11 protein-coding genes are annotated in these 11,839 nt (G+C 63.6%); 7 read left to right on the plus strand and 4 right to left on the minus strand.

Annotated elements, in window-relative coordinates:
* Positions 1 to 164 precede the first annotated feature (164 nt).
* On the minus strand, positions 165 to 860 hold the full coding sequence (locus B5G28_RS10470) for a biosynthetic peptidoglycan transglycosylase (RefSeq protein WP_087248548.1): 696 nt from the start codon (positions 858 to 860) through the stop codon (positions 165 to 167).
* A 351-nt stretch (positions 861 to 1,211) separates the two neighbouring features.
* On the opposite strand from B5G28_RS10470, the gene B5G28_RS10475 reads away from it, so the two are divergent.
* From B5G28_RS10475 to B5G28_RS10505, 7 genes are all read left to right on the plus strand, one after another.
* The gene (locus B5G28_RS10475) at positions 1,212 to 1,919 is read left to right on the plus strand and encodes a response regulator transcription factor (RefSeq protein ID WP_087248550.1); all 708 of its coding nucleotides are present in this window, start codon (positions 1,212 to 1,214) and stop codon (positions 1,917 to 1,919) included.
* On the plus strand, positions 1,916 to 3,289 hold the full coding sequence (locus B5G28_RS10480; RefSeq protein WP_087248552.1) for a HAMP domain-containing sensor histidine kinase: 1,374 nt from the start codon (positions 1,916 to 1,918) through the stop codon (positions 3,287 to 3,289). The genes B5G28_RS10475 and B5G28_RS10480 overlap by 4 nt, the downstream gene beginning before the upstream one ends.
* 122 nt (positions 3,290 to 3,411) lie before the next feature.
* Positions 3,412 to 4,197, plus strand: a complete 786-nt coding sequence (locus B5G28_RS10485; RefSeq protein WP_087248554.1) for a MurR/RpiR family transcriptional regulator — start codon at positions 3,412 to 3,414, stop codon at positions 4,195 to 4,197.
* A gap of 316 nt (positions 4,198 to 4,513) precedes the next feature.
* Positions 4,514 to 4,831 (plus strand): PTS lactose/cellobiose transporter subunit IIA, encoded by a 318-nt coding sequence (locus B5G28_RS10490; RefSeq protein ID WP_087248556.1) that lies wholly within the window; start codon positions 4,514 to 4,516, stop codon positions 4,829 to 4,831.
* Positions 4,832 to 4,884: 53 nt separating this feature from the next.
* Positions 4,885 to 5,196 (plus strand): PTS sugar transporter subunit IIB, encoded by a 312-nt coding sequence (locus B5G28_RS10495; RefSeq protein WP_087248558.1) that lies wholly within the window; start codon positions 4,885 to 4,887, stop codon positions 5,194 to 5,196.
* Positions 5,197 to 5,282: 86 nt separating this feature from the next.
* Complete coding sequence (locus B5G28_RS10500) at positions 5,283 to 6,719, plus strand: 6-phospho-beta-glucosidase (protein ID WP_087248560.1); 1,437 nt, start codon at positions 5,283 to 5,285, stop codon at positions 6,717 to 6,719.
* 12 nt (positions 6,720 to 6,731) lie between these two features.
* Positions 6,732 to 7,631, plus strand: a complete 900-nt coding sequence (locus tag B5G28_RS10505; protein ID WP_087248562.1) for an ROK family protein — start codon at positions 6,732 to 6,734, stop codon at positions 7,629 to 7,631.
* 185 nt (positions 7,632 to 7,816) lie between these two features.
* On the opposite strand, the gene B5G28_RS10510 is transcribed toward B5G28_RS10505, so the two are convergent.
* Genes B5G28_RS10510 through B5G28_RS10520 form a run of 3 tightly spaced genes read right to left on the minus strand, consistent with a single transcriptional unit; the run spans position 7,817 to position 11,830 of the window.
* Entirely contained in the window at positions 7,817 to 9,661 is a 1,845-nt protein-coding gene (locus B5G28_RS10510; RefSeq protein WP_087248564.1) for an ABC transporter ATP-binding protein, read from the minus strand.
* Positions 9,636 to 11,390 (minus strand): ABC transporter ATP-binding protein, encoded by a 1,755-nt coding sequence (locus tag B5G28_RS10515; RefSeq protein WP_087248566.1) that lies wholly within the window; start codon positions 11,388 to 11,390, stop codon positions 9,636 to 9,638. The genes B5G28_RS10510 and B5G28_RS10515 overlap by 26 nt, the downstream gene beginning before the upstream one ends.
* Positions 11,387 to 11,830: a MarR family transcriptional regulator gene (locus B5G28_RS10520; RefSeq protein ID WP_087248568.1), complete on the minus strand. Its 444-nt coding sequence runs from the start codon at positions 11,828 to 11,830 to the stop codon at positions 11,387 to 11,389. The genes B5G28_RS10515 and B5G28_RS10520 overlap by 4 nt, the downstream gene beginning before the upstream one ends.
* Positions 11,831 to 11,839 lie beyond the last annotated feature (9 nt).

The raw sequence follows: 11,839 nt of genomic DNA on the forward strand, positions 1-11,839 counted from the left end.
GCAGAATTAAGACAAAACTAAAGGGCTTGCCGCCTGCTATTCACAGACAACAAGCCCTTTCGGCTGCTTAAACAATTTTTGCTTTCAAATATTGTCTAACTTTTTGGGGTCACTTCACCGAAACCGGGGCGGCGGTTTTGCTTTGGATGGGAGGAAGGGGCCGGTCAGAGGGCGGCGGCCTCCTGGTCGGTGAGGTAGCCGTATTTCACCATCTGGCGCACCACATAGTCCTGGCGCTGGTTGGCCAGGTCGGGGTTGGCGCTGAGGGAGTAGACCGAGGGCGCGTTGGGGATGCCCGCCAGAAGGGTGGCCTCGTAGGGGGTGATCTCGGCGGGGGTCTTGCCGAAATAGCCGGCGCAGGCCTCGGTGACCCCGTAGTAGCCGTCGCCGAAATAGATGGTGTTGACGTACAGCTCCAGAATTTCCCCTTTGGTGTAATGGCGCTCCAGGGCGAAGGCCATGAACACCTCGGCGATCTTGCGGGTGAACTCCTTCTCCTGGGTGAAGAACAGGTTTTTGGCTACCTGCTGGGTGATGGTGCTGCCGCCCTGGTCCAGGGTGCCGGTGGCCAGGTCGTAGATGGCCGCCCGGGTGATGGCGATGAGGTCGATGCCGCCGTGCTGGGTGAAGCGGTGGTCCTCCACCGCGATGACCGCGTTGAGATACAGCTGGGGCAGGTCGCTCAGGGGGGCGTAATCGGGGGCGGAGCGGATGGCGTCCACCGTGGCTTCCAGGCTCTGGTCCTCCAGGGCCCGGCGGTACAGCTGGTAGCCCCGGACGGTCAGCAGGCCGCCCGCCACCAGCGCGGCCGCCAGCGCCAACACCAGCAGCCGCTTGAGCAGGTTCAGGAAAAATCGCATAACAATCATACCTCGTATGTAGGCGTTTTGACAGAATGGGGAGACGGGCTCCCTTTGCCCGCAGGGCCGCAGCTCTGCGGGACGTCCGGGCGGGCCCGTCCGGAAAACAGGGCTCCGCCTCGCTTATTATAACGCAGGACAGGCGGTTTTGACTACGGCGGCGGGGGAATTTCCAGCGAAACTCAAAGATGGATGGTCTTGATTTTCCCTTGAGATTCCCCCGGGGCCGTAGGCAGGGGACGGCCCTTGTGGTACAATGGATTTGATTCAGGCGGCAGATTGGGCCGCCGCAGCCCCTCCCGGCCGGCCCCCGGGAAGGGGCGGATGCCATCGGGCTGGAGGTGAAACGGGATGAATGAGGACAAAACCATCCTGATCGTGGACGACGAAGCGGAACTGCTGGAGATGGTGCGGGGGATTTTTGTCCGGGCCGGCTACGGCCAGGTGATGACGGCAGGGAACGGCCCCCAGGCCCTGGCCCTGTGCGCCGCACGGCGGCCGGACCTGGTGATTCTGGACGTGATGATGCCGGGGATGGACGGGTTTTCGGTGCTGCGGGAACTGCGCCGCACCAGCAGCGTGCCGGTGCTGATGCTCACCGCCCGCAGCGAGGCCGAGGACAAGTTCACCGGCTTTGAGAGCGGGGCCGACGACTATCTGGCCAAGCCCTTCCTGCCCCGGGAACTGCTGTTCCGGGCCCAGGCCATCCTGCGGCGCACCAGCCCCGCCACCGGGCACCGGGTCCGGCTGGCCGCCGCCGAGGTGGACATCGAGAACGCCGCCGTCCGCCGGGACGGCCAGACTTTCCCCCTGACCGCCAAGGAACTGCAGCTGTTCCGCAAGCTGTACGAGAACGCCGGCCGCATCGTCACCACCGGCGCCCTGTGCGAGACGGTCTGCGGGCCGGTCTGGCAGGGTTACGAGAGTACCCTGGCCACCCACATCCGCCATCTGCGGGAAAAAATGGAGGCGAACCCCTCTCGTCCGGTGTCCATCGTGACGGTGAAGGGCCTGGGCTACCGGCTGGATCTGCCCGACGCCAAGGGGGCGGGCCGATGAATCCTGTTCGACGCTTTTTCCGCCGGTATGTCTTTTCCACCGTGGGCCTGCTGGCCCTGCTGCTGTTCACCAACATTGCGGTGCTGGTGGTGCTACTGGGGATCAGCGAGGTGAAAGGCCCTTCGGACCGGTTTCAGATTGTGGATTTCTGCGCCCATCTCCAGGGCGGCGGCAGCAGCTGGCAGGCCGACCCCGAGGCCATCGGGATGCTGAAAGAGGAGCGGGCCTGGGCCATGGTCCTCAGCCCGGCGGGACAGGTGGCCTGGGAATACCAGATGCCCGCCGAGCTGCCCCGGGCCTATTCCTCCGGCGACATCGCCCAGTTCAGCCGGTGGTATCTGGAGGACTGGCCGGTCACCGTCTGGGCCCTGGATGACGGCAGCCTGGCGGTGGTGGGCCGGCCCAAGGGCTCCATGGCCAAGTATTACGTCTCCCTGGGCCGGGACTACTACGATTTCCTCACCACCCTGGCCTGCGGCATCTTTTATATCAATGTGCTGCTGGTGGTGGTGCTGTTCATCCACAGCGCCCGGCGGGTGGAAAAGGCCATGGGCCCCATCCTCAACGCCATCCGCAGCCTGGCCGACGGCAAGCCGGTCCGCCTCCAGGAGGACGGCGAGCTGGCCGAAATCAACACCAGCCTCAACCGGGCCGCCGCCTACATCACCCGCAAGGACAACACCCGGGCCGAATGGATTCGGGGCATCTCCCACGACATCCGCACCCCCCTGTCGGTGATACTGGGGTATGCCAGCGAGCTGGAGGAGAGCGGGGAACTGCCGCCCTGGGCCCGGGAACAGGCGGGGGCCATCCGCCGCCAGAGCGAAAAGCTCACCAGCCTGGTGGCCGACCTGAATCTGACCACCCGGCTGGAATACGCTCTGCGGCCCATCGACCGGAAAAAGCTGGACGGGGTGGAGCTGGCCCGCCAGGCGGTGAGCGAGGTGCTCAACGACGGCCTGGCCGACTGCTACACCCTGACCTTCATGGAGGCCCACCCGGGCCGCCATCTGCCGGTGGCGGGGGACCCGGCCCTGCTGGACCGGATGCTCTCCAACCTGCTGCGCAACTGCATCCGCCACAATCCCGGCGGCTGCCGGATCACCGTGACGGTGGCCCCCGCCCCCGCCACCGCGGCGGGCTGCCTGTTCATCATCGCCGACGACGGCTGCGGGGTCAGCCCCGCCCAGCTCCAGACCCTCAACCGGGGCGGGCCCCTGGCCAGCACCCAGCCCGCCGACCCCGCCGGAGAGCACGGCCTGGGCCTGCGGATTGTCCGCCAGATTGTCCAGGCCCACCGGGGCCGCCTGTCCTTCTCCAACACCTCTCCCCACGGTTTGACCGTCACCATCTGGATCGGAGAAAAGTAGGGCGGTTGTCAAAACAGGGCGGTTATGTTAAAATGAAACAGAAAAATGTTTCGAAATCTACCCAATGGGTGTAAAAATGACCCGGGGGCGGGGCGCCCGCGGGGCGAGGGGGTCGAGGACTGTTGTTTTCCCACGAAGAAATCCAGAGCCTGAACGCGCTGGAAATGGCCGTCTACAACTACGTCACCAAAAACCGCGAAAAAGTCATCTACATGAAGATCCGGGAGCTGGCGGCCCAGGCGCATGTTTCCACCACCACGGTGCTGCATATGTGCAAAAAGTTCGGCTGCGACGGATACACCGAGTTCAAGCTCCAGCTCAAACAGGAGCTGCTGCAGGACAAAAAGGATGTGGCCGACCTGGACATCGCCGCGCTGCAGGATTTCCTGGTGCGGCTGTCCTCCCCCGCCATCCAGAGCCAGGTGGACCGGGCGGTCCAGCTGCTTCGCGGCGCGGGCCACATCCTGTTCATCGGGGTGGGCACCAGCAGCATCCTGGCCCAGTACGGCGCCCGGTACCTGTGCAACGTGGGGTATTTCGCCACCTTCATCGACGACCCCTTCACCCCCATCAATACCTGCATGACCACCCAGGCCCGCTTTGACAGCGTGGTGGTCATCGCCCTGTCGGTGTCGGGGGAGACCCGCCAGGTCATCGACATGGCCCGCCAGCTCAAGGAGCGGGGCTGTACCCTCATCTCCCTCACCAACAGCGCCAGCTGCACTCTGGCCCAGATCAGCGATCTGAACCTCAACTATTATATGGCCGACGTGCGGGTGGACGGATACTTTCAGCTCACCTGCCAGGCGCCGGTGCTCTGCCTGCTGGAGATGATCGGCCGCCGGATGTACCAGGCCCGGCCCGATCAGGACGGCGCTTCCGGCCTGGCCGTGCTGCCCGCAACCTGAAAACACACCCGCCACCCCGGAGCCCCGGGGTGTTTTTTTATGCACCGGAACAAAAACAAAACCGCCCGCCCAAAAAACAGGCTGTGAAGAAATTGGTCAAAAGTATCGAACGGCAGGGAGTGAAATTGCAGACATTGCACAAAAGAAAAAACGAATCGTTGCCGTTCAAAAACAAGTTATCTTGGGGTTGACCGGTTATTTTTGCCCTGAAAAACGATGACAAGGGCAAAAAACGGATTATACTGGCTTCAGCAAGCGGGGCCGGGCGCCCCGCCAAGGTCCACAAAAAACAAAAAACAGAAAGGAGAAACGTGCAATGGACGAGAATCTCACCGATGCCATCGTAATGAATCTGGTGGTGAACAGCGGCGAAGCCCGCAGCCTGGCCATGGAGGCCATCGGCCTGGCCGAGCAGGGCCAGTTCGAGGAGGCTGTCGCCAAGATCGCAGCCGCCCGCGACACCATCAACGCGGCCCACAACTTCCAGACCGAGCTGGTGCAGAAGGAGATCAACGGCGATGCGGTGCCGATGAGTCTGCTGATGTGCCACGGCCAGGATCACCTGATGACCGCCATGGTGGTCATTGATCTGGCCGAGAAGTTCATCGAAGTGTACAAGAAGATGGCCGGCTGAACCTGTCTGGCAAAAGGTTTACCTTTGAGAAGAAGATAAGGAGAGTGTGTTCTATGTTTAAGATTCGTCTGTTCTGCGCCGCCGGTATGTCCACCAGCCTGCTGGTCACCAAGATGCGCGCCGCCGCCAAGGAAATGGGCATTGAGGCCGACATCGAGGCCGCCGGCGAGACCAAGATGCGCGAGGAGACCGACGGCATCGACGTGGCTCTGCTGGGCCCCCAGATCCGCTACAAGCTGGCCGACGCCAAGAAGATCTGCGAGCCCAAGGGCGTGCCCGTGGACGTGATCCCCATGGTGGACTACGGCACCATGAACGGCAAGAAGGTCGTGGAGTTCGCTCTCAAGCTGGCTGGCAAGAAGTAAGCTTTGCCCCCGCCGAAACACCATTTGGAAGGACAGGGCTTTCGGCGTACCAGGGGACGGGTCTTCAACAACAGGAGCGTATCGTTATGAGCTTTAGCAAGGATTTTCTGTGGGGCGGCGCCGTGGCCGCCCACCAGCTGGAAGGCGCTTACCGTGAAGGCGGCAAGGGCCTGAGCATTGTGGACGTGGTCACCGCCGGCGACGTCCACACCCCCCGCCGCGTCACCGACGGCATCCAGGAAGGGGAGTTCTACCCCAACCACGAGGCCATCGACTTCTACCACCGCTACAAGGAGGACATCGCCCTCTTTGCCGAGATGGGCTTCAAGTGCTTCCGCACCTCCATCGCCTGGACCCGCATCTTCCCCAACGGCGACGAACTGACCCCCAACGAGGAGGGCCTGAAGTTCTACGACGATCTCTTTGACGAGTGCCATAAGTACGGCATTGAGCCGGTGGTCACCCTCAGCCACTTCGAGATGCCCCTCCACCTGACCGAGGTGTACGGCTCCTGGCGCAGCCGCAAAATGATCGAGTTCTTTGTCCGGTTCGCCCGCACCTGCTTTGAGCGGTACAAGGACAAGGTCAAGTACTGGATGACCTTCAACGAGATCAACAACCAGGCCAACTTCAGCCACGACAACAGCATGTACTTCAACTCCGGCTTCATCTGCAAGCCCGGCGAGGACCACGAGTACCTGATGTACCAGGCCGCCCACTATGAGCTGGTGGCCAGCGCCGAGGCCGTGAAGGTGGGCCATGAGATCAACCCCGACTTCCAGATCGGCTGCATGATCGCCATGACCCCCATCTATCCCGCCACCTGCAAGCCCGAGGACGTCATGATGGCCGAGCGGGCCATGCAGCGCCGCTTCTACTACATGGACGTCCACGCCAAGGGCTTCTATCCTCCCAACATCCTCAAGCACTGGGAGCGCAAGGGCTATCAGATGGACGTCACCGACCAGGACCTGGCCATCCTGAAGGAAGGCTGTGTGGATTACATCGGCTTCAGCTATTACATGACCTTTGCCATCCAGCACAAGGACGACAACCCCGCCTACGACTACCGCGAGAGCACCGACCTGACCCGGAATCCCTTCGTCCAGGCTTCGGACTGGGGCTGGCAGATCGACCCGGTGGGCCTGCGCTACGCCCTGAACTGGATGACCGACCGCTACACCCAGCCCCTGTTCATCGTGGAGAACGGCCTGGGCGCCTACGACACCGTCCTGCCCGATGGCTCCATCCAGGACGACTACCGCATCGCCTACTTCCAGCAGCACATCGCCGAGATGAAGAAGGCGGTGGAAGAGGACGGCGTCAACCTGATGGGCTACACCCCCTGGGGCTGTATTGACCTGGTCAGCGCCGGCACCGGCGAGATGGACAAGCGCTACGGCTTCATCTACGTGGACAAGCACAACGACCGCACCGGCACCCTGGCCCGCAGCCGGAAAAAGAGCTTCTACTGGTACAAGAAGGTCATCGCCACCAACGGCGAGGACCTGAGCAACGATTGAGAGAGGGACACCATGGCAGGGATTTGTCTTACATTGGATGTGGGCGGCAGCTCCATCAAATACGCGCTGATTGATTCGGACCGGAACCTGACCCATCACGGCAAGGTCCCCTCGCCCCACGGCTCCCGCAGCGCCCATCTGGACGCCATGGCGGGGATTTATGAGCAGTTCCGGGGCCAGGTGGAGGGCATCGCCATCTCCTATCCCGGCATCATCGACAGCGAGGCCGGCATCTGCAAGACCACCGGCGCCCTGGAACTGGGCCTGGATTTCCCGCTGGTGCAGGAGCTGGAAGCCCGCTGCGGCGTGCCGGTGACGGTGATGAACGACGCCAAGGCCGCCGCCCTGGCGGAGGCCTCCTGGGGCTCCCTGGCCGGCTGCGCCGACGGTGTGGTGATTGTGCTGGGCACCGGCATCGGCGGCGCCCTGATCCAGGACGGCAAGGTCCGTATGGGCAAGCACTTCTCGGCGGGTGAGTTCAGCACCATCAGCATGGACGAGCACGTGGAGACCATCGAGCACACCTGGTGCGGCCTCAACGGCAGCAGCAAGCTGATTACCACCGCCGCCTACGCCAAAGGGGTGGACCCCGCCTCCATCAACGGCGAGGACGTGTTCCGCTGGGTGAACGAGGGGGACCCCGCCGTCTGCATGGCCCTGGACCGGTTCACCGCCCAGCTGGCGGTGATGATCCGCAATCTGCAGCTGATCTATGACCCCGAGCGGGTGGTCATCGGCGGCGGAATCTCCCAGCAGCCCAAGCTGATGGAATCCCTCCAGAAAAACCTGGACCAGCTCCACCGGATGGCCGCCATCTACGGGATGCCCGAGGCCCAGGTGGTCACCTGCAAGTACTACAACGACGCCAACCTCATCGGCGCATACGCCTATTACGTCCAGCGCCGGGGCTGATGCACGCCATCTCCGCCAGCCTGCGCCCTGACTGCGTGGACCGGTCCGGCCGCGCCGGCTGTCTTTCCTCTTAGCCCGAAGCCCCCCGCAGAGAGTGCACGCCTCTGCGGGGGGCTTCGTGTCGGCCCGAAAACAAAAGCGCCCGTCCCCGGTTTTACGGAGGCGGGCGCTTTGGCGTATTAAGGTCAGGACAACTCAAACATGCCGTTGTAGAGCTGGTAGTATTCGCCCTTCTGGGCCAGCAGGGCATCGTGGTCGCCCCGCTCCACAATCTGGCCCTGTTCCAGCACCATGATGGCGTTGGCATTGCGGACGGTGGACAGGCGGTGGGCGATCACAAAGACGGTGCGGCCCTCCATCAGCTGGTCCATGCCCTTTTCGATCAGGGACTCGGTGCGGGTGTCGATGGAACTGGTGGCCTCGTCCAGAATCAGCACCGGCGGGTCGGCCACCGCCGCCCGGGCGATGGCCAGCAGCTGCCGCTGGCCCTGGGACAGGCTGGCACCGTCCGAGGTGATGCGGGTGTCGTAGCCCTGGGGCAGGCGGCGGATGAAGGAGTCGGCGTTGGCCACCTTGGCCGCCCGGATGATCTCCTCCCGGGTGGCGTCCAGCTTGCCGAAACGGATGTTGTCGGCGATGGTGCCGGTGAACAGGTGGGTGTCCTGCAGGACGATGCCCAAAGACCGGCGGAGGGAATCCTTGGAGATGTCCCGCACGTCGATGCCGTCGTAGGTGACGCTGCCGGCGTCGATGTCATAGAACCGGTTGATCAGGTTGGTGATGGTGGTCTTGCCGGCGCCGGTGGAGCCCACAAAGGCGATCTTCTGGCCCGGCTTTGCGTAGAGGCTGACGTTTTTCAGGATGGGATGGCCCGGCTCATAGCCGAAACTCACATCGTGGAACCGCACATCCCCCCGCAGGGGCACCAGTTCGCCGTCCGGCTTCTGCCAGGCCCACAGCCCCGTCTTTTGGTCGCAGGCGGTGAGGACGCCGTCCTTCTCCCGGACGTTCACCAGACGGATTTTCCCCTCGTCCACCTCGGGGTCCAGCCGCATGGCCTCAAAAATCCGCTCGGCGCCCGCCATGGCCGCCAGCAGGAAATTGCTCTGCTGGGTGAACTGGTTGATGGGCATGGCGGCCTGGCGGACAAACACCAGATAGCTGGACAGGCTGCCGATGTCGGTCATGCCGTTCAATACCATCAGGCCGCCCACCACCGCCACCACGGCGTAGTTGATATAGGAGATGCTCACCACCGCCGGCACCATGGTGGCGGCGTAGCTCTGGGCGCCGGTGCCGGCCTTGCGGAGGGTCTCGTTTTTCTCCCCGAAGATCCGGAGGTTTTCCGGCTCGTGGTTGAACACCTTCACCACCTTCTGGCCGCTGACCATCTCCTCGATGTAGCCGTTGACGTCCCCCAGGGCCGCCTGCTGGGTGGTGTAGTAGGAGGTGCTGCGTTTGGCGCTGAACCGGATGTACAGGAACATGGCCGCGTAGCCCACCACCACAATCAGGGACAGCCGCCAGTTCAGCACAAACAGCATCACCAGGGTGCCGGTCATCTGGATGAAGCTCTGGATGGTCATGGCGAAACTGTTGTTCAGCGCGTCGGCCACCGTGTCCACGTCGTTGGTGAAATAGCTCATGATGTCCCCGTGGAGCTGGGTGTCAAAGAACCGCAGGGGCAGGGACTGGATGTGGGCGAACAGGTCCCGCCGGATGTCGTACAGGACTTTCTGGGCGGCGTAGACCATGGTCTGGGTGTAGCCAAAGGCGGCCAGAGCGCCTATGCCGCAGATGAGGGCGGTGAGCAGCACCCCCCGGGCCAGGGCGCCGGCGTCCCCGGCGCCCACGCTGTTCACCACCGGGCGGATCATATAGGTGCCCAGCAGGTTGCCCAGGGCGCTGATGGTCACCAGCACCGCCACCGCAAGAAACAGGAATTTGTGCTGCCCCATGTAGGACAGCAGGGTTTTCAGGGTGCGCCAGAAGTTCTTGGGCTTTTTACCCGTGATCTGCCGTGCCGGCATCCGCGCCGCCTCCTTTCATCTGAGAGTGATAGATTTCCTGGTAGATGGGGTCGGAGGCCAGCAGCTGGCTGTGGGTGCCCACAGCATGAATCTGCCCGTCCTCCAGCACCACGATCTGGTCGGTGCCCATCACCGAGGTGACCCGCTGGGCGATGATGATTTTGGTGACGCCGGTCAGGTCGCTGAGGGCTTTGCGGATTTTGGCCTCGGTGGCGGTGTCCACCGCGCTGACCGAGTCGTCAAAAATCAGGATCTTGGGCTTTTTCAGCAGGGTGCGGGCGATGCACAGGCGCTGTTTCTGGCCGCCCGACACGTTGACGCCGCCCTGGCCCAGGTCGGCATCCAGGCCCCCGGGCATCCGGCGGAGAAATTCCTCCGCCTGGGCGGCCCGGCAGGCGGCCCACAGGGTCTCGTCGTCGGCGTCGGGATTGCCCCATTTCAGGTTGTCCCGCACCGTCCCCGAAAACAGCACGTTTTTCTGTAAGACGATGCCCACGGCGTCCCGCAGGGCGGTCAGGTCGTAGCGGCGGACGTCCTGTCCGCCCACCAGCACCCGGCCCTCGGTGGCGTCGTACAGCCGGGGAATCAGCTGCACCAGGGTGGACTTGGCCGAGCCGGTGCCGCCCAGAATCCCCACCGTCTGCCCCGGCCGGATGGTCAGGTTGATCCCCGCCAGGGCGTACTCGGCGGCGTCGGGGTGGTATTTGAAAGAGACGTTCTCAAAGACCACGCCCCCGTCGGGGATCTCCTTCACGGCGTCTTGGGGGGAGGTGAGCTCCACCTCCTCGTCCAGCACCTCGGCGATCCGGTGGGCGCTGGCCAGGGAACGGGTCATCAGCAAAAACACGTTGGAAATCATCATCAGGGAGTTCATCACCTGCAGCACATAGCTGAGGAAGCTGGTGAGGCGGCCCACCGTCAGGGTCCCGGCCAGAATCATCTGCCCGCCGAACCACAGGATCATCACCATGGCGGCGTACATGGTCAGCTGGAAGGCCGGAAGATTGAGCACCGCCGTGCGGAAGGTGGAGAGGCTCACGTTCATCAGTTCGGTGTTGACCTGGCAGAACTTTTCCTCCTCGTACTGGCCCCGGACAAAGGCTTTCACCGCCCGGATGGCGGTGAGGCATTCCTGCACCACCGTGTTCAGGTGGTCCATGGCCTGCTGGAGCCGGGTGTACATGGGGGCGATCCGCCGCACCACCAACACCAGCACCAGCCCCAGAATGGGGGCGCAGACAAAGAACACCACCGCCAGCCGGGGGCTCATATAGAAGGACAAAGCCACACCCAGCACCAGCATGGCGGGGCCCCGCACCATGGGCCGGAATCCGCCGTTGATGGCGTTCTGCACCACCGACACGTCGGTGGTCATCCGGGTGATGAGGGAAGAGGTCTCAAAGTGGTCCAGGTTGCCGAAGGCGTAGGCCTGGACTTTGGCGTATTGGGCCTGACGGATCCGGGCGCCGAAGCCGTAGGAGGCCCGGGCGGCGTATTTGGCGTACAGCAGGCCGGTGATGAGGGCCAGCAGGGCGCAGGCGGCCATCTCCAGGCCGATCCGCAGGATGACGGCCACATCCCGCTGGGCCACCCCTGCGTCGATGATCTGGCTCATGAGAATGGGAATGAACATCTCAAAGGCGCTCTCGATCACCACCAGCAGCATCCCCAGGGCCATGTCCCGGCGGTAGGGGCCCATGTATTGAAGCAGGCGTTTCAAATCCTTCACGGCGTTTCCTCCTTGGGGGCCGGTGCGGCCCGCAGATTTTCCCGGGCCCGGCGCAGGTAGTCGGCAAACTGCCGGGCCTCCTGGTCCGAAAAGCCCCGCAGCATCTGCTGTTCCATGGCCTGGCAGTCCTCCTGCCAGGCGTCGGCGGCGGCCCGGCCCGCCTCGGTCAGCTGGACGATGCCGGTGCGGCGGTCGTTCTGGTCCACCCGGCGGGTGATGAACCCGCCTTTTTCCAGCGAGTCCAGCATCCGGCAGACCGCCGCCGGGTCCACCTCAAAGTAACAGGCCAGATGTTTCTGGCTGCAGGGACCCTCCCGGGCCAGATAACAGATCAGCTTGGGCTGGCCGGGGCCCAGGCCCAGGGCGGCGCGGCGCGGCCGCAGCCAGGCGCGCTGGGCGTGGAACGCCCGGTACAGCAGCATGTGAAAGCCGTTTTCCATAGAAAAGGC

The sequence above is a fragment of the Faecalibacterium sp. An77 genome, assembly GCF_002161315.1.
Lineage (GTDB): Bacteria > Bacillota > Clostridia > Oscillospirales > Ruminococcaceae > Faecalibacterium.

Coding starts and splice junctions, on each gene's coding strand:
- B5G28_RS10470 (WP_087248548.1), bottom strand. CDS start 860: ATGCGATTTTTCCTGAACCTGCTCAAGCGGCTGCTGGTGTTGGCGCTG.
- B5G28_RS10475 (WP_087248550.1), top strand. CDS start 1,212: ATGAATGAGGACAAAACCATCCTGATCGTGGACGACGAAGCGGAACTG.
- B5G28_RS10480 (WP_087248552.1), top strand. CDS start 1,916: ATGAATCCTGTTCGACGCTTTTTCCGCCGGTATGTCTTTTCCACCGTG.
- B5G28_RS10490 (WP_087248556.1), top strand. CDS start 4,514: ATGGACGAGAATCTCACCGATGCCATCGTAATGAATCTGGTGGTGAAC.
- B5G28_RS10495 (WP_087248558.1), top strand. CDS start 4,885: ATGTTTAAGATTCGTCTGTTCTGCGCCGCCGGTATGTCCACCAGCCTG.
- B5G28_RS10500 (WP_087248560.1), top strand. CDS start 5,283: ATGAGCTTTAGCAAGGATTTTCTGTGGGGCGGCGCCGTGGCCGCCCAC.
- B5G28_RS10505 (WP_087248562.1), top strand. CDS start 6,732: ATGGCAGGGATTTGTCTTACATTGGATGTGGGCGGCAGCTCCATCAAA.
- B5G28_RS10510 (WP_087248564.1), bottom strand. CDS start 9,661: ATGCCGGCACGGCAGATCACGGGTAAAAAGCCCAAGAACTTCTGGCGC.
- B5G28_RS10520 (WP_087248568.1), bottom strand. CDS start 11,830: ATGGAAAACGGCTTTCACATGCTGCTGTACCGGGCGTTCCACGCCCAG.